Here is a 17287-nt window from a genome sequence, read left to right on the forward strand (position 1 = left end):
GATGGAAGATTCACAGGAGACCAAGGGCCAGGCACCTGCGCCCGCGACGGCGACGGCGCGCCCGCAGTCCATGTGGCATGAGGGCCTGGGGCAAGGCGAAGGGGAGGGAAATTCCTCCAAGCGGCGGATGTTTTCCCAGATTCCGCAGGCCATGCCGCTGCGGACGTGGCTGGTCATCCTCCTCGTCGTGGTCTCCGGGCTCGGCATTACGGGCTCGTCCTTTGCGGTGAATTCCATCATGCGCAACGTGCTCTTCAACAACGTCGATGATGAGCTGCGCTCCGCGTCGACCACATGGGGGCGCGATATCAGCAATGACTTTTTCATCGGCGATCACACCAAGCGCCCACCTACCGAATACGTGGTGCTGAACTACCTGCCCGATGGCACCATCCGCTACTCGGGACCATCCTCGACTACCCCGAATGCGGAGAAGATCCCGCTCGGCGGCTACCCCACCACCGTGGGTTCCATCGAGAACAACACCAAGTGGCGCGCGCTCGCCTTCGCGGATTCCAACGGCGTCATCACGGTCATTGCCAAGGATATGACCCACGAGAAGGAAATCCTGCACGGCCTAGCCATGGTCCAAGTGACCATTGCCGCCATCGCCTTGGCCGCCATTGCGGCCGTAGGTTTCTGGTTTATCCGCAGGGCGTTGCGGCCGCTGCGGGTGGTGGAAAAGACGGCGTCGGAAATCGCGGCAGGCGACCTAGACAAGCGCGTTCCCAAATGGCCGCTGCACACCGAGGTGGGCCAGTTGGCCGCCGCGCTCAACATCATGCTGGGGCAGCTGCAGCGCTCCGTCGTGCGCGCGCAGGAGAAAGAGGAGCAGATGCGTCGCTTCGTTGGCGATGCCTCGCATGAGCTGCGCACGCCGCTGACCAGCCTGCGCGGCTACACCGAGCTCTATCGCTCCGGCGCCACCAAGGACGTGGATCTGGTCTTTTCCAAGATCGATGATGAGTCCAAGCGCATGTCCCTGCTGGTGGAGGACCTGTTGGCCCTTACCCGCGCCGAGGGTACGCGCCTAGACCTGCACCCCGTAGACCTGTTAGAGCTGGCCCTGTCTGTGGGCTCGTCCGCGCGTGCGGCCTTCCCCGGCCGCGAGATTAAGGTGGCCAATGACGCCAAGTCCATCCCGGTGGTCAATGGCGATGCCAGCCGCCTGCACCAGGTGCTGCTCAACCTGGTGACCAACGGCATCCGCCACGGCGGCGATGAGGCCACGGTGACGCTGCGCCTGCGCCGCGAGGCCGATGATGTGCTGGTCGATGTCAGCGATGACGGCAAGGGCATGTCCCAGGAAGATGCGGCGCATATCTTCGAGCGCTTCTACCGCGCGGATACCTCGCGCACCCGCGATACCGGCGGCTCCGGCTTGGGCCTGGCCATCGTCCACTCCCTGGTGGAGCAGCACGATGGCAGCATTAGCGTCGACTCCGAGCTCGGCCGCGGCACCACCTTTACGGTGCGCCTGCCCGCGCTTGCCGACGCCCCCTCTGAGACCTAGTCCTCCCGAATGCCTTCCTCGTTGCAGCCGAGGTGCTGGCGAATGCGGGCGGCCGCCTCATCCATCGCGGCATCGTCGGTGTTCTCGGCGTCGAAGGCCTTGGCAAAGTCATACTCTTCCATCTTCTCGGTGGGGAAGAGGTGGATATGGGTGTGCGGGACATCGAATCCGGCGATGATGTAGCCGGTGCGCGGGGTATCAAACGCGGTCTTGATAGCGCCGCCGATTTCTAGGGCGACCTCGTTGAGGTGGGCCCAAGTCTGTGGATCCAGGTCGGTCCACTTATCTACCTCCTCGATGGGCACGACCAGAGTGTGGCCGTAGCGCAGCGGCTCGATCGAGAGGAAAGCCACGCAGGTCTCATCGCGGTAGACAAAGCGAGCGGGTAGTTCACCATTAATGATCTTTGTAAATACAGAAGCCATGTGTGCCAGGCTACCCGCTGGTTATGATGGTGGGCATGCGCATTCTCGTAATTGGTTCGGGCGGCCGTGAACACGCCCTAGTCAAGGGCCTGTCCGCCGACCCTAAGAGCACCGAAATCCACGCCGCGCCAGGCAGCGCGGCCATGTCCGCCCTCGCTACCGTCCACCCGGATTACTCCCAGGTAGATGACGCTGATCGCATGGTAGAGCTCGCCCAGAGCATCGCCGCGGACCTTGTTGTCATCGGCCCTGAGGTTCCCCTCGTCGCCGGCGTGGCCGATGCCCTGCGCGCGGCCGGCATCGCTGTCTTCGGACCTAGCAAGGAGGCAGCCCAGATCGAGGGATCCAAGGCCTTTGCCAAGGACGTCATGGAGTCCGCCGGCGTCAAGACCGCCCGCGCGGAGCAGCTGCGCCCGGGCGCCACCGAGGACGACATTGAAGCCGCCCTCGACCGCTTCGGCCCGCAGTTCGTGGTCAAAGACGATGGCCTGGCCGGCGGCAAGGGCGTCGTGGTCACCCCGGACCGCGCCGCCGCCCGCGCCCACGTCGATGCCGTCCTCGCGGCCGGCAACCCGGTGCTGCTGGAATCCTTCCTCGATGGCCCCGAAGTCTCTCTCTTCTGCTTAGTCGATGGCGAGACCGTCGTCCCGCTGCTGCCGGCTCAGGATCACAAGCGCGCCTATGACAACGACGAGGGCCCCAATACCGGTGGCATGGGCGCCTACACCCCGCTGCCGTGGCTGCCGCAGGACGGCGTGCAGCGCATCGTGGACGAGGTCTGCACCCCTGTGGCCAAGGAGATGGCGCGCCGCGGCACCCCTTATTCCGGTCTGCTTTACGCCGGCCTGGCCTGGGGCGAAGAAGGCCCGGCCGTCGTCGAGTTCAACTGCCGCTTCGGCGATCCGGAGACCCAGGCAGTGCTCTCCCTGCTCAAGTCTCCACTGGCTGAGGCCCTCCACGCCACGGCCACCGGCACCCTCTCCGAGCTCCCGCCACTGGAGTGGGAGGATGGCTTCGCCGTCATCATCGTCATGGCGGCCGAGGGCTACCCGGCCTCCCCACGCAAGGGCGATGCCATTTCCGGCGCCGCCTTGGACGATCCGCAGCGCGTCCTCCACGCCGGCACCGTGCATACCGATGGCGCCTACCGCACCGCGGGCGGCCGCGTGCTCAGCGTGCTGGGCAAGGGTGCCACGCTTGCCGACGCCCGCGCAGACGCCTACGCCACCGTCGACGGCATCGAGTTTGCGGGTGGCTTTGTGCGCCGGGACATCGGCAAGCGAGCAGAAGACGGTGAGATTTCTCTCTAACCCTTCACCCCGCGGCGGGGCAGGCATGGAATAATAGCCACGTGGCTGAAAAGAAGAAGATTTCCAACGTCCTGTCCTCCCGCTATGCCTCCGCGGAGCTGTCCAATATCTGGAGCCCGGAGCATAAAATCATCTTGGAGCGCAAGCTCTGGATTGCGGTCATGCGCGCCCAGAAGGATCTGGGCGTAGACATCCCCGCCAAGGCCATCGATGCCTACGAGGCCGTGGTAGAGGACGTGAACCTTGAGTCCATCGCGGAGCGCGAGCGCGTCACCCGCCACGATGTGAAGGCCCGCATCGAAGAATTCAATGCGCTGGCCGGCTACGAGCACATTCACAAGGGCATGACCAGCCGCGATCTCACCGAGAACGTGGAGCAGCTGCAGATCCACACCTCGCTGGAGATCATCCGCGATAAGGCCATCGCAGTGGTCTCCCGCATCGGCCGCCACGCCGCCGAGTACCAGTCCCTGGTCATGGCGGGCCGCTCCCACAACGTGGCTGCGCAGGCCACCACCCTGGGCAAGCGCTTCGCAACGGCCGGCGACGAGATGCTGCTGGCCATTGAGCGCGTCGAAGATCTTTTGGCACGCTACCCGCTGCGCGGCATCAAGGGCCCGATGGGCACCTCCCAAGACATGCTCGATCTCATGGGTGGCTCCGAGGACAAGCTCGCCTCCCTGGAGACGGCCATCGCGGATTACCTGGGCTTCCACCGCATCTTCAACTCTGTGGGCCAGGTCTACCCGCGCTCCCTCGACTTCGACGCCATCTCCGCCCTGGTGGAGCTCGGCGCCGCCCCGTCCTCGCTGGCTACCACCATCCGCTTGATGGCCGGCAACGAGACGGTCACCGAGGGCTTCAAGGAAGGCCAGGTCGGCTCCTCCGCCATGCCGCACAAGATGAACGCCCGTTCCTGCGAGCGCGTCGGCGGCCTGCAGGTCATCCTCCGCGGCTACCTCACCATGGCCGCAGACCTCGCTGGCCAGCAGTGGAACGAGGGCGATGTTTTCTGCTCCGTCGTCCGCCGCGTCGCGCTTCCCGACGCCTTCTTTGCCCTCGACGGCCAATTCGAAACCTTCCTCACCGTCCTCGACGAGTTCGGTGCCTTCCCGGCCATGATCGACCGCGAGCTGGAGCGCTACCTGCCCTTCCTGGCCACCACCCGCATCCTCATGGCGGCCGTGCGCGCCGGCGTGGGCCGCGAGACCGCCCACGAGGTCATCAAGGAAAACGCCGTGGCCGTCGCGCTCAATATGCGCGAAAACGGCGGCGAGCAGGACCTGGTCCAGCGCCTTGCTGCCGATGACCGCCTGCCCATGGACGAGTCCGACCTCGAGGCCGCCCTAGCCGATAAGCATGCCTTCATCGGCGCCGCCGAGTCCCAGGTCAGCCAGGTGCTCAACCGCATCAACGCATTGGTAGGCGAGCACCCCAAGGCCGCGGCCTATACCCCGGGCGAGATCCTTTAATTCGAACCGCACCGGGCGCCTTCCTGTCGCGGTGCGCCCTGCCTGTCGCGGTGCGCCCCACTTTTCGCATTTCGATCAAATAGTCCCCGAATCCCACGCGGATTTCGGGGCTTATTTGATCGAAACGTGCTCGCTACCCCTGGGCGCTAGAATAAAGGTCATGCGACCTGAGCTTTCTTCTTATAACCATCTTGCCTCCGGCAAGGTCCGCGATATCTACGATGTAGACGAGAACACCCTGTTGATGGTGGTTTCGGACCGCATCTCGGCCTACGATCACGCCCTCGAACCGGCCATCCCGGACAAGGGCCGCGTGCTGACCGCAACCTCGAAGTTCTTCTTCGACTCCATCGATTTCCCCAACCACCTGGCCGGCCCGCTCGATGATGAGCGCATCCCCGCCGAGTGCCTCGGCCGCGCGATGGTGGTCAAGAAACTGGATATGCTGCCCTTCGAGTGCGTGGCCCGCGGCTTCCTCACCGGTTCCGGTCTGAAGGAGTACAAGGCCAACGGCACCGTGTGCGGTATCGAGCTGCCGGAGGGCCTGGTTGAGGCTTCCCGCCTGCCCGAGCCCATCTTCACCCCGGCTACCAAGGCGGAACAAGGCGAGCACGATGAGAACGTCTCCTTCGACTACGTGGTGGACAAGCTGGGCGCAGAGCGCGCCGAAGAGCTGCGCGCGGCCACCCTCCGCATTTACTCCGAGGCCGCCGCGCTCGCGGAGGAGAAGGGCATTATCCTCGCCGATACCAAGTTCGAGTTCGGCCTAGACCAAGACGGCACCCTCGTGCTGGCCGATGAGGTCCTTACCCCAGATTCCTCCCGCTACTGGCCGGCCGATTCCTACGTGGAGGGCGAGGTCCAGCCGTCCTTCGACAAGCAATACGTGCGCAATTGGCTGACTTCCGACGCCTCCGGGTGGGACCAAGCCGCCGACGGCACCCCGCCCCAGCTTCCCGACGACGTCGTTTCCGCTACCCGCCTGCGCTACATCGAGGCCTATGAGCGGCTTTCCGGCGAGCGCTCTGCGGACTTCCTCTCGCCCGAGGCCTAGCTCTCGCTCTACGGGGCGCCACGCGTACAGTGGGGCGGCATGAGCAACGAGAATCTTTCCGCCCCCGTGGCCGCCGTCCACCCCGTGACCCGTTCCTTCCACGGACGCGAGTTCGTGGATAACTACGAGTGGCTGCGCGATAAGGAATCCCAGGAAACCCTGGATTACCTCAACGCAGAAAATGATTACACCAAGGCGAAGACCGCGCACTTGGATGAGATGACGGAAAATATCTTCCAGGAGATTAAGTCCCGCATCAAGCAAACCGATATGTCCGTGCCTTCTCGCCGCGGCGATTACTGGTATTACGGCCGCACCGAGGAGGGCAAGAGCTACGGCTACTCCTGCCGCCTCCCAGTAGAGGAGGGGGCTGACCCATGGACTGCCCCGGTTATCCCAGAGGAAGGCACCCCGGCAGGTGAGGAGATTATCCTCGACGCCAACGCGCTGGCGGAGGGCAAGGACTTTTTCGCCCTCGGCGCCGCCTCCATCTCTGATTCCGGCCGCTACCTGGCCTATTCCGTGGACTTCGCCGGCGACGAGCGCTTCGAGCTCTACATCAAGGACTTGGAAAGCGGCGCGCTTCTCGACGACCACCTCAAGGGCATCTTCTACGGCGCCACCTGGGCCGGCGACGGCTATATCTTTTACACGACCGTCGACGAGGCATGGCGCCCTGACGCCATCTGGCGCCACAAGGTCGGCACCGCGCAGTCCGAAGACGTGCAGGTGTTCAAGGAAGAAGACGAACACTTCAACGTCGGCATCGGCAGCGCTCGCTCCGATAAATACCTCTTCCTTGGCGTGAGCTCCAAGGTGACCTCTGAGGTGTGGGTCCTCGAAGAAGACAACCCCGAGGGTGAATTCCGCCTGCTGTGGGAGCGCGAATCCGGCGTGGACTACGACGTCGACCACGCCGTCGTTAAGGGCGAGGATTACTGGATCGTCACCCACAACGCCACCGGCCCCAATTTCGAGGTCGGCTATACCAAGGCCAAGGATGAGCTGCCCGCCCTACGCGAGCTGCCGACGCTTCTGCCGCACGAGGAAACCACCCGCATCGAGGGCGTGGACACCTACCGCGATCAGATTGTGGTGGGCTACCGCCGCGGCGGCATCGGCCGCGCCGCCATCATGCGTGTGAACGACGGCTTTAGCGAATTCGAAGAGCTCAACTTCGACGAAGAACTCTTCACCGTGTCTGTATCCGGTAACCCCGAGTGGGACGCACCGGTGCTGCGCGTGAGCTACGTGTCTTTCACCCAGCCCTCCCAGCTCTTTGATTACCGCGTGGATACCGGCGAATTTACCCTGCTCAAGGAGCAGGAGGTTCCCGGCGGTTATAACCCGGATGACTACGTGGCCTACCGCCTGTGGACCACGGCTGCCGACGGCACCGAAATCCCCGTCTCCATTGTCCACCGCGCGGATCTCGACCGCACCCAGCCGAATCCGACCCTGCTCTACGGCTACGGTTCCTATGAGGTCAGCGTGGATCCGGCTTTCTCCGTTACCCGCCTGTCCCTCATGGATCGCGGCATGATCTTCGCCGTGGCCCATGTCCGCGGTGGCGGCGAGATGGGCCGCACCTGGTACGACGACGGCAAGATGCTCAAGAAGAAGAACACCTTCACCGATTTCATCGATGTCGCCGATGACCTCATCGCCCGCGGCGTGACCACCGCGGATCAGATGGTGGCCGAGGGCGGCTCTGCCGGCGGCATGCTCATGGGCGCGATTGCCAATATGGCCCCGGATCGCTTCACCGCCATCCAGGCCGTCGTGCCGTTCGTGGATCCGCTGACCTCCATCCTCATGCCGGAGCTGCCACTCACGGTCCCTGAATGGGAAGAGTGGGGCGACCCGTACCACGATCCAGAGGTCTATGACTACATGAAGTCCTACTCGCCGTATGAAAATATCGAGGCTAAGGACTACCCGGACATTCTGGCTATCACCTCGCTCAATGACACTCGCGTACTCTACGTTGAGCCGGCCAAGTGGATCGCCCAGCTGCGAACGACGGCCACCGGCGGCGAGTTCTTGCTCAAGACCGAAATGGCCGCAGGCCATGGCGGCGTGTCCGGGCGCTATGAAAAGTGGCGCCAGAATGCCTTCGAGTACGCGTGGACCATCAACAAGGCCACTGGCTTGGAGAAGTAAAACCCGGATAGGGGGCCAACGCGCGAATCCTGAATTCCTGTGCGATAATTTTCCTTATGAATGGCCACCTTCTGGTATCTATCTCCAGCATCTTTGATGACACACGGAAGCAGGCTAGCCGGCTCCTCTCGATCCTTGATCGAGAGGAGATTCCTGTTTCCCTGCTGATTGCCCCGCATATCGACGGCAACTGGCACCTCGCCAAAGACAAAGACACCAAAAAGTGGCTCCAAGACCAAGCCGATGCCGGCCGCGTTCTTATCCTGAATGGTTTCGATCGCTCGGTGCAGGGCCGCCGCGCGGAATTCGCCAACCTCGATTCTCACGAGGCGAAGCTGCGCCTTGCCGGAGCCACCCGCCAGATGGCCAAGATCGGCTTCGAGCCCACCATCTTCGCTCCCCCTCGCTGGCGTATGTCGCCCGGTACCTTGCAGGTCTTGCCGCAGTTCAAGTTTGAGGTAGCCGCCTCCACCCGCGGCATCCTCCAGATTAATTCCGGTAAGTTCCACCAGGCCCGCAACCTTTCTTTTGGCGAAGGCTTTGGTTCCGCCAAGTGGTGGCGCAAGAACATTATTCGCGCTGCTGAGCGCTCTGCTCAACGCGGCAACACCGTCCGTCTTTCGGTTTCCGGCCGCAACCTGGATGACCGCAAAGTAATCAATGACTTCGTCAAAGCCGCCGACCGGGCCATCAACGCCGGCGCGACCCCTGCCGATTACGGCGCTTATCTTCCAAAGTAGCCCGCGCATTCCCTCGCCAGAGGCTCCGCGGAGCAATAAGCACAGCTTCGCGATTTTCGTCCATATAAACGCCCATTTCCGTCCACGGTTGTGGTGGTTTATATGGACGAAAGTCGTGAAATGACAAAAGGCCCCGCCGCTAGGGAGTCTTCCTCCGAAGCTGCGGGGCTAGGGCTAATGGGTGATTAACGCTGCAGGCTAGTGATGAAGTTCTTCACTTCCTTTGGCAGCATGACCCAGATGGGGGCCGGGATGGCCTTGTGGAGGTTGCCGGTCACGGCGAGGAAACCAGGGATGGCGACGAGGCCGGCGATGGCCGCGATGGCAGCGGCGATGCCTGCGCCGACGGAGCTGGTGCTGGAGCTAGAGCCGGAGGCAGGCTTATCCGGCTTCTCAGAAGGATTCTCGGAGGGCTTGTCCTCCGGCTCACCTGGCTCATCGGAAGGATCGTCTGGCTGGCCGGCGGAGTCGTCCTCGCCGAGGGTGAAGCCGACCTTGACCGGGTCGTGGTCGGAGGCGCGGAATGGGGAGTCATCGTAGAAGTCCACGATGTTGTAGTTGCGGCGGGAGTATTCGAAGGCGACGGGTTCGTCGGCGTTGATGTTCCACACTTGGGCGTCGTCAAGCGTGCCGGTGGCAACCTTGTTGGCCAGCACGTGGTCGAGGGTGCCAAGCAGGCCGGAGAACTGGTAGGAGGGGTCAGCCTCGTGCTTTTCGGCAGGGACGGTGAAGCCATCGTTGCGGAAAACGTCGAGCGCCGTCTCGTGGGTGTAGGTATTGAAGTCACCCAGGGCGAATAGCGGCTTGTCCTTCCAGTCTTCCTGCTTCTTCAGCGCATCGAGCACGGCCTGCGCCTGTGCGTTGCGGACGTTCGGGTTATTGCCCTGGCCGTCGCCGGAATCGGCGTCGCCCTTGGCCACCGAGCCCTTGGACTTGAAGTGGTTGGCCACGGCAACGAAGGATTCCTCGCCCTCCTTTAGCGGCTGGAATTCCTGGGCGAGCGGTTCGCGGGCGGTGCCGGTGAAGCGATCATCCTGGAAGATGCGGGATTCGCCGACGGGCTTGACCACATCCTTGTGGTAGATGAACGCGGTGCGGATAACATCCGGGGAGTCCGGTACGGCGTCCTGGGAAGGCGAGGGGACAAAGCCCCACTTGTCGGAGCCTGCGGCCTCGTTGAGCTTTTCCGTCAGGTGCTTGAGTGCCTTATCGCGCTGGGCGAAGTCACCGGTGACGGCGTAGCCATCTTCGATTTCGGAAAGGCCGATGACGTCGGCATCGAGGCCGTTGATGGCGGCGACGATCTTGCGCTCCTGGTCTTCCAGCGCGGATTGGGTATAGGCGCCGCGGGTCTTACCGCGGTTGACGGTGACCTTATTGCCCTCGCGGTCGGTGTAGGCGCTGCCGCCGAATTCCTCGCCCAAGGAGGTGAAGTAGTTCAGCACATTGAAGGCGCCGATGGTGTACTCGCCCTTGACGTCATCGATGGCGTGGAGCTCGGCCGCGCGGGAATCCTCCCAAGAGATGGGCAGGTCCGCGCCCTTGGTATTGCCGGTGACCGGGGTGGTGGGCTGGAAGCGCCACTGGTCGTGGGAGAAGCCCACGATGACGGGGTGCTGGAAGGACACGGTATCGGTGGTGCGCAGGGACTTGATGGTCTGGGCATCATCCTGGGCGATATAGGGCAGCGGGGTATTCTGGTCGGTCTTGAGATAGTCGCGGGTGCGGCCATCGTCCAAGGTGACCAGCTTATCGGCGTTGTCCTTGGTCAGCCTCTGAATATCGGAGTTGGGATCCGTGGAGGGGGAGAAGATATCGGAAGGCTGACGGAGGGCTTCCTTGCCCGGGGCGAGGCCGACCTCGCCGTACTGGTTGAGCGAGTAGTTATTGGTTACGGTGTGCTCGCCGGGCTGGATGAGCATGTGCTCGAAGGGCTCGCGGGCCTCGTTGCCATCGGGAAGCTGGTCCACCTTGAGTGGGGTGACCTTCTCCAGCGGGGTATCGAGTTGCGTGACCGCGGAGGCGGTGAGCTGGGTGGAGCCATAGAACTCGGAGACTTTGCCGGTGACCTCGACGGAATCCTCGAGGGCCGGGTACTGGTCGGCCGGCTTATCGCCCATGTAGACAAAGATCGCCTGGGAAGCATCGGTGGTCTCGGTGCCGGTGCCACCAGTCTGTATGGTAAAGCCATTGAGTCCGCCTTCGGTCCACACGCCGGTGACGACGCCCTCGGTGGCAACGGTCTGGCCCTTGAGCGGGGATTCGGCGCCGGTGCCCTGGATATCCGCGATGGCGGTGATTCCCTCGGGGGCAGGCTGCTCGGGTTCGGCCGGATTCTCAGGCTGCGGGGCAGGGGCCTCGTTACCGGTGTTGGTTGGGGTGGGTTCGCCGATAGTGAAGTCGGCGGCGTTGTCATCGGTATCGGCGCCCTCGGCGTCGCGGGAGGCGGACTTGGCATTGGACAGGCCCGCGGCGGCGGTGCCTTCCTTGATGGAGGCGGCGCCGTAGCCGATGGCGTCGGTGGGGTTACCGGTGGCGTCGGCAAGCTGCACGGAGCCCTTGGAGCCGGACATGTTGAGGCTGCCCTCGGCATCTGGGGCAGGCAGGGCCTCGCCCGCGCCATTGCCGGCCGCGCCCTGCACCAGGAAGTAGCCGTGCGGGGCGATGGTCCCGGAAAGCTCCACCTTGCCGCCGGTATTGCCGGAGGCGGAGAAGTACTCCACGGTGTAGCCGGTCAGGTCAATCGGGACATCGGTGGGGTTATAGAGCTCGATGAAGTCATGGGTGAAGGCAGCGCCCTTATTGCCGCCTCCTCCGTAGACTTCGGAGATGACGGCAGCGGAGCCATCAGCGGCGGCCGTGGCGGTAGGAACGGCAAGGGCGGCAGAAGACAAGGCGGTGGCAAGTGCCAGCGCGCCGAGGCGGCGAGAAGACATAGATTCAACCTTAAAAAGAGAGCGACAGTGTGCGTCGTCTATTAGTAGAGCACCGCGCCGGGCCAGGCTGGAGCGCACGCCGAAGTTTGCCAGAGCGTCGTTTGGGGTTCACGTAGAGTTTGCCCAACCGGGGTGAAACCCACACTGCGGGGGTGAGTCTAGGTAAAAGGCGGGGGTGCCAACTAAACTAAGCCGCGCAGACCAAAGCCCCATACAGTAAGGCAAATATTTCATGGCTCGTGTAGTTGTCAATGTCATGCCCAAGGCGGAGATTCTGGATCCGCAGGGCCAAGCCGTCGTCCGCGCGCTGGATCGCATCGGGGTATCCGGTGTCAGCGATGTGCGCCAGGGAAAGCGCTTCGAGCTCGAGGTCGATGACTCCGTCACCGCAGAGGACTTGGAGAAGGTAGCTGCCACGCTGCTGGCCAATACCGTCATCGAGGACTACGAGGTTATTGGGCTGGAGGTCAAGTAAGTGACCGCCACAATCGGAGTAATCACTTTCCCCGGAACCCTGGATGATGTGGATGCCGCTCGCGCTGCCCGCACCGCCGGCGCAGAGGTGAAAAGCCTCTGGCACGCAGATACCGATCTGCACGGCGTGGATGCGGTAGTAGTGCCGGGCGGTTTTTCTTATGGTGACTACCTGCGCTCGGGCGCGATTTCCGCGCTCGCGCCGGTGATGCAGTCCGTTATCGATCGTGCGAAGCAGGGCATGCCGGTGCTCGGCATCTGCAATGGCTTCCAGATCTTGACCGAGGCGGGCCTGCTGCCAGGCGCGCTGACCCGCAATAAGGGCCTGCACTTCCACTGCACCGATACCTACCTCGAGGTGGCCAATTCCACCACCGCGTGGACCAGCGAGTTTGAGCAGGGCCAGAAGATTCTGGTGCCTGCCAAGCACGGTGAGGGCCGCTTCCAGGCCGGCGATGATGATATTGCCCGCATCGAGGGCGAGGGCCGTGTGGTCTTCCGCTATACCGATAATTACAACGGTTCTGTCAACGGCATTGCCGGTGTCAGCGATGAGTCCGGCCGCATCGTGGGCCTCATGCCGCACCCCGAGCACGCCATTGACACGCTAACCGGCCCATCCACCGACGGACTGGGACTTTTCGTATCCGCCATCAAGGCCGTCGCCCAGGCGCCGGCGGTTTAAGGAGGCCATTTTCATGACCGTTCATAATGACACCGTAGAAAAGGCACAGTCCACCCCGGACGAGCAGCAGCCCTACGCGGAACTCGGCCTGAAGGACGACGAGTACCAGCGCATCCATGACATCCTGGGCCGCCGCCCCACCGATGCGGAGCTGACCATGTACTCCGTCATGTGGTCCGAGCACTGCTCCTATAAGTCTTCCAAGACGCACCTGCGTTATTTTGGCGAGACCATGACCGAGGAGATGGGGGAGAAGATCCTTGCCGGCATTGGTGAAAACGCCGGCGTGGTGGATATCGGAGACGGCAACGCGGTGACCTTCCGCGTGGAGTCCCACAACCACCCCTCCTACGTGGAGCCTTACCAGGGTGCGGCCACCGGCGTGGGCGGCATCGTCCGCGACATTATGGCCATGGGCGCTCGCCCAATCGCCGTGATGGACCAGCTGCGCTTTGGCCCTGCCGACGCCCCCGATACCAAGCGCGTCCTGCCCGGCGTGGTCTCCGGTGTGGGTGGCTACGGCAACTCCCTGGGCCTGCCCAATATTGGTGGCGAAACCGTCTTTGATGAGACCTATGCCGGTAACCCTCTGGTCAACGCGCTGTGCGTGGGCACCCTCAAGGTCGATGACCTGAAGCTGGCCTTTGCATCCGGCAAGGGCAACAAGGTCATGCTCTTCGGCTCCCGCACCGGTCTGGATGGCATCGGCGGCGTGTCCGTGCTGGCCTCCGATACCTTCGAGGACGGCGCCGAGCGCAAGCTGCCGGCCGTGCAGGTGGGCGACCCCTTCGCGGAGAAGGTCCTCATCGAGTGCTGCCTGGACCTCTACCACGCTGGCGTGGTCGTAGGCATCCAGGACTTGGGCGGCGCGGGCCTGGCCTGCGCTACCTCCGAGCTGGCTGCCTCCGGCGATGGCGGCATGGAGGTCAACCTGGATAACGTGCCGCTGCGCGCGCAGAATATGACCGCGGCCGAGATCCTCGCCTCCGAATCCCAGGAGCGCATGTGCGCCGTTGTGGCTCCGGAGAACGTGGCGAAGTTCCGCGACATCTGCGAGCACTGGGACGTCACCTGCGCCGAGATCGGCGAGGTCACCGAGGGCAACCACCTGGTCATCCGCCACCAGGGCGAGGTCGTCGTGGATGCCCCGGCCGGCACCATTGCGGACGAGGCTCCGGAATATGACCGCCCGTATGCCCGCCCGGAGTGGCAGGACGAGCTGCAGAAGTACCAAGGCACCGACAAGCGCGGCCTGGTTGAGGCCCTGCAGAAGCTCGTGTCCTCCCCGGCGCTGTGCTCGCGCGATTTCATCATGAATCAGTATGACCGCTACGTGCGCGGCAATACCGTCCAGTCCCACCATGCGGACGCCGGCGTGCTGCGCATCGATGAGGAGACCGGCCGCGGCGTGGCCGTCTCCGCCGATGCGTCCGGCCGCTACACCAAGCTGGATCCGAACATGGGCGCCCGCCTTGCGCTGGCGGAGGCCTACCGCAACGTCGCCGTCACCGGTGCCAAGCCCGTTGCGATTACCAACTGCCTGAACTACGGCTCCCCGGAAAACCCCGACGTTATGTGGCAGTTCCGCGAGTCTGTGCATGGGCTTGCCGACGCCGCCGTGGAGCTTTCCATCCCCGTCTCCGGCGGCAACGTCTCCTTCTACAACCAGACCGGCGAAGAGCCGATCCTGCCTACCCCAGTGGTGGGCGTGCTGGGCGTTATCGATGACGTGCACAAGGCCATCGGCAACGAGCTCGGCACCGTGGGCGAGAAGGAAGTGCTCATCGCCCTGGGTGAGACCAAGGATGAGTTCGGCGGCTCCATCTGGCAGCAGGTCAGCGCCGATACCTCCGATGCTTCCTCCCTCAATGGTCTGCCGCCGCAGGTAGACATGGCCAACGAGAAGCGCTTGGCCGAGTTCTTCCACGGCAATGAGCTGCTCACCGCCGCACACGATATCTCCGAGGGCGGCCTTGCCGTCACCGCCTTTGAGATGGCAAAGCGCGCCGGTGCTACTGCCGACGGCGCCGGCCTCGGCCTCAACCTGGACCTCACCGCGGTCCACGAGGACGAGTTCGTCGCCGCCTTCTCCGAGTCCGCCTCCCGCGTGCTCGTGGCCACCACCGCCGACCGTGCCGATCAGGTTCTCGCCCGCGCCGGCGAGCTGGGCATCCCAGCCGCCATCGTTGGTGAGACCACCGAAACCGGCGCCCTCACCCTCGGTGGCGAGTCCGTCGCCATCTCCCAGCTGGTCGCCGCCTGGTCCGCCACCTTGCCGGACCTCTTCGACCACGCAGTGGGTGCTAACTCCGTAGTGGAGTAAGCCGCTTCGCAGTCCCGCAGCTCTACGACGCGGCCACGCGAAAAGTCCAGCCAAAGCTGGGCTTTTCTTGTTTTGCTCCATTAAACTACCGGTGCAACCGCAGTATTCGTCGAGAGCTATGTAGAAGGTCCTTGAAAGGCGATCGTCTGCGCCCGTACACTTACGGTATCGTAAGTATCCGTTGTGAGGTAGCAGAAGGGACGCGCCGCCGTGGCACAGATGCATGCAGATAGCGCGCCGGGGCCGGGCCTTGTCCAGCGCACGTACTGGATGGCGGACCGCGGTCCCAGGCCGCTAAGCCGTGGCTGGGGACATGCGATTGCAGCATTGCTGTCGGTGATTGCCTCCACCGTGCTCATTACCTATGCGTGGATGACGCTGCAGTGGTGGCAGGGGCTAGGTGTGACCGTCTACGGCGTGGGACTGGTGGGTCTCTTTGGCGTCTCGGCGCTCTATCACCGCTACCCGTGGGCGAGCGCGCGTGCGGTGCAGTGGTGGCGGCGGGCGGACCACGCGACCATCTCGGTGTTTATTGCGGCGACGTATACGCCGCTGTGCCTCATCGTGTTATCGCCGGTACAGGCGGCATGGATGCTAGGTGTTGCGTGGGTAGGAGCGATTCTCGGCGTGATTTTGAACCTGGTGTGGATCAACCATCCGCGCTGGTTGGACGTGGTGGTCTACCTAACGCTGGGCTGGCTGGTGCTGCCGCTTTTGCCCACGCTGTGGACGCAAGCCGGCGCGGCTGTCGTCTGGCTGCTCATTGCCGGCGGTGTGGTTTATTCGCTCGGTGCGCTGGTCTATGGCTTTAAGTGGCCAGGGCGCAACGCGCGCTACTACGGCTATCACGAGCACTTTCACACCGCGACGATTGCGGCGGCGGTGGTGCACCTTGTCGCGGTGTGGATGGTCGTGGTTCAGGGGGCTGCTTAGTCGGCGTCGGGGAAGAGCTCCGCGGGATCGGTGTCAGTGCTGATCGCAGCGGCTAGCAGCATGCGTGCTTGGGGAGCGCGCAGGGTGCCGGAGGAGATAACGCCGGCGTCGGCAAGCGTGGCACCGCCACCGGCACCGCCGTAGATGCCCTCCACTGGGCCGTGATCCACGCGGGTGGTGAGCACGACCGGAACCTTCTTGGCTGCGGCCTTAGCAGCCTGGGCTAGCTCATCGCCGATATTGCCAGCGCCCATTCCCTCAATCACGATGCCTTCGGCGCCGCTGTCCAAGGAGCGCTGGATAAGGTCAGCCGGCGCGCCGGGGTAGGCGGCGATGATATCGACGCGGGTATTGCCCAGCGGCTGATGCTTCAGGGACTTCGGACGCTGAGGCTGCTTCTTGCCATTGTTATTGGCAAAGCCATCGGCCTTGGTCGTATCGGACTTAAAAGCGCCGCGGGCGGGGATGACGTGGTCCGCAAAGGCAATGAAGGTACCGCGGCCCTTGTTGGAAGGGTCGGTTACGGTCTTGACCGCGAGCGCCAAGTTGTCCGGACCATCCGGATCCGGGTCATCAAAGGGGCGCATCGCTCCGGTAAGGGCCACCGGCTTATCGCTGTCCTGGAAGGTATCGACGGCGATGGCGGTCTCTTCCATGGAATCGGTGCCGTGGGTGACCACTACGCCATCGACATCATCATGCTGTAGTTCCTTATTTACGGCCTCGATGATGGTATCGGTATCGTCCAAGGTCATCGCGGAAGAATCCAACTTAGCAATGTCTTTGACCTCTAGCGTGAGCTTGTCCTTGTCAAAGGTGCCGGAGAGGGGATCCACCAGCTTGGAGCCGGTAACGGTGGGAACCACCGCACCAGTTTTGTCGTGCGTGCTGGCAATAGTGCCGCCGGTGGAAAGGACCACCACGTGGCCCTCGGCAGTGGCGCGTGGACTCTCGCTTTCCGCTGTGGAGGCCTCGGTGGTCTCTGCGGGTGCGGCGCTGGTGGCGCTGTGTGGTGCGGAAGACTCGGGTGCCGCGGCCGAAGTCTCCTCCTTTGGGCGGCTATCCGGATTCTGGCAGGAAGCCAGGAGGCAAGCAGAAGCGACTAGAGCAAGGCCGGCACGGGCCGAGCGGCGCATTGTTGAGGTGTGCATATTCCCTCGTTTCTGTGTGTGGGAGGCGAAAGCGGGCGGCGGGAATCGTCGGCCGCGTATACGTCCATCTAAAGTAGAAGCGCGGGACGTCCGCTGCCACTATGGACT

At 63.5% G+C, this 17287-nt stretch carries 13 protein-coding genes; 10 read left to right on the forward strand and 3 right to left on the reverse strand.

Features of this window, described 5'->3' with window-relative positions:
• Position 1 precedes the first annotated feature (1 nt).
• Positions 2–1513 carry a cell wall metabolism sensor histidine kinase WalK gene (locus tag MHY13_RS04245; RefSeq protein WP_239281322.1) on the forward strand — a complete coding sequence of 504 codons (1512 nt, stop codon included), beginning with the start codon at positions 2–4 and terminating at the stop codon, positions 1511–1513.
• Here the strand turns inward: MHY13_RS04245 and MHY13_RS04250 are convergent.
• A complete protein-coding gene (locus MHY13_RS04250; RefSeq protein ID WP_005325778.1) occupies positions 1510–1938 on the reverse strand; it encodes an HIT family protein in 429 nt (142 codons plus the stop codon). The two genes, MHY13_RS04245 and MHY13_RS04250, sit on opposite strands and share 4 nt — an antisense overlap.
• 35 nt (positions 1939–1973) lie before the next feature.
• On the opposite strand from MHY13_RS04250, the gene purD reads away from it, so the two are divergent.
• The 5 genes from purD (at position 1974) to MHY13_RS04275 (ending at position 8677) form a co-directional block, all read left to right on the forward strand.
• Positions 1974–3248, forward strand: coding sequence for a phosphoribosylamine--glycine ligase (gene purD, locus MHY13_RS04255; RefSeq protein WP_239281209.1), 1275 nt, complete (start codon positions 1974–1976; stop codon positions 3246–3248).
• A gap of 41 nt (positions 3249–3289) precedes the next feature.
• Positions 3290–4720, forward strand: a complete 1431-nt coding sequence (purB, locus tag MHY13_RS04260; protein ID WP_005325782.1) for an adenylosuccinate lyase — start codon at positions 3290–3292, stop codon at positions 4718–4720.
• Positions 4721–4880: 160 nt separating this feature from the next.
• On the forward strand, positions 4881–5774 hold the full coding sequence (locus MHY13_RS04265) for a phosphoribosylaminoimidazolesuccinocarboxamide synthase (protein WP_239281211.1): 894 nt from the start codon (positions 4881–4883) through the stop codon (positions 5772–5774).
• Between the two features lie 39 nt (positions 5775–5813).
• On the forward strand, positions 5814–7937 hold the full coding sequence (locus MHY13_RS04270) for a S9 family peptidase (RefSeq protein WP_204611003.1): 2124 nt from the start codon (positions 5814–5816) through the stop codon (positions 7935–7937).
• 56 nt (positions 7938–7993) lie between these two features.
• Entirely contained in the window at positions 7994–8677 is a 684-nt protein-coding gene (locus MHY13_RS04275; RefSeq protein WP_005325788.1) for a DUF2334 domain-containing protein, read from the forward strand.
• Between the two features lie 185 nt (positions 8678–8862).
• On the opposite strand, the gene MHY13_RS04280 is transcribed toward MHY13_RS04275, so the two are convergent.
• Positions 8863–11613: an ExeM/NucH family extracellular endonuclease gene (locus MHY13_RS04280; protein WP_239281213.1), complete on the reverse strand. Its 2751-nt coding sequence runs from the start codon at positions 11611–11613 to the stop codon at positions 8863–8865.
• Positions 11614–11845: 232 nt separating this feature from the next.
• On the opposite strand from MHY13_RS04280, the gene purS reads away from it, so the two are divergent.
• The 4 genes from purS (at position 11846) to MHY13_RS04300 (ending at position 16028) form a co-directional block, all read left to right on the forward strand.
• Positions 11846–12088 carry a phosphoribosylformylglycinamidine synthase subunit PurS gene (gene purS / locus MHY13_RS04285; RefSeq protein ID WP_239281221.1) on the forward strand — a complete coding sequence of 81 codons (243 nt, stop codon included), beginning with the start codon at positions 11846–11848 and terminating at the stop codon, positions 12086–12088.
• On the forward strand, positions 12089–12772 hold the full coding sequence (purQ, locus tag MHY13_RS04290; protein WP_005325791.1) for a phosphoribosylformylglycinamidine synthase subunit PurQ: 684 nt from the start codon (positions 12089–12091) through the stop codon (positions 12770–12772).
• 13 nt (positions 12773–12785) lie between these two features.
• The gene (gene purL / locus MHY13_RS04295; protein WP_239281223.1) at positions 12786–15095 is read left to right on the forward strand and encodes a phosphoribosylformylglycinamidine synthase subunit PurL; all 2310 of its coding nucleotides are present in this window, start codon (positions 12786–12788) and stop codon (positions 15093–15095) included.
• A 219-nt stretch (positions 15096–15314) separates the two neighbouring features.
• Complete coding sequence (locus tag MHY13_RS04300; protein ID WP_239281331.1) at positions 15315–16028, forward strand: hemolysin III family protein; 714 nt, start codon at positions 15315–15317, stop codon at positions 16026–16028.
• Here the strand turns inward: MHY13_RS04300 and MHY13_RS04305 are convergent.
• Entirely contained in the window at positions 16025–17179 is a 1155-nt protein-coding gene (locus MHY13_RS04305) for an asparaginase (RefSeq protein WP_239281225.1), read from the reverse strand. The two genes, MHY13_RS04300 and MHY13_RS04305, sit on opposite strands and share 4 nt — an antisense overlap.
• Positions 17180–17287: the final 108 nt, after the last annotated feature.

This window comes from Corynebacterium sp. ACRPE (assembly GCF_022347435.1).
GTDB lineage: Bacteria > Actinomycetota > Actinomycetes > Mycobacteriales > Mycobacteriaceae > Corynebacterium > Corynebacterium tuberculostearicum_D.

Coding starts and splice junctions, on each gene's coding strand:
- MHY13_RS04270 (WP_204611003.1), top strand. CDS start 5,814: ATGAGCAACGAGAATCTTTCCGCCCCCGTGGCCGCCGTCCACCCCGTG.
- purL (WP_239281223.1), top strand. CDS start 12,786: ATGACCGTTCATAATGACACCGTAGAAAAGGCACAGTCCACCCCGGAC.
- MHY13_RS04305 (WP_239281225.1), bottom strand. CDS start 17,179: ATGCACACCTCAACAATGCGCCGCTCGGCCCGTGCCGGCCTTGCTCTA.
- MHY13_RS04245 (WP_239281322.1), top strand. CDS start 2: ATGGAAGATTCACAGGAGACCAAGGGCCAGGCACCTGCGCCCGCGACG.
- MHY13_RS04275 (WP_005325788.1), top strand. CDS start 7,994: ATGAATGGCCACCTTCTGGTATCTATCTCCAGCATCTTTGATGACACA.
- purS (WP_239281221.1), top strand. CDS start 11,846: ATGGCTCGTGTAGTTGTCAATGTCATGCCCAAGGCGGAGATTCTGGAT.
- MHY13_RS04265 (WP_239281211.1), top strand. CDS start 4,881: ATGCGACCTGAGCTTTCTTCTTATAACCATCTTGCCTCCGGCAAGGTC.
- MHY13_RS04300 (WP_239281331.1), top strand. CDS start 15,315: ATGCATGCAGATAGCGCGCCGGGGCCGGGCCTTGTCCAGCGCACGTAC.
- MHY13_RS04280 (WP_239281213.1), bottom strand. CDS start 11,613: ATGTCTTCTCGCCGCCTCGGCGCGCTGGCACTTGCCACCGCCTTGTCT.
- MHY13_RS04250 (WP_005325778.1), bottom strand. CDS start 1,938: ATGGCTTCTGTATTTACAAAGATCATTAATGGTGAACTACCCGCTCGC.
- purD (WP_239281209.1), top strand. CDS start 1,974: ATGCGCATTCTCGTAATTGGTTCGGGCGGCCGTGAACACGCCCTAGTC.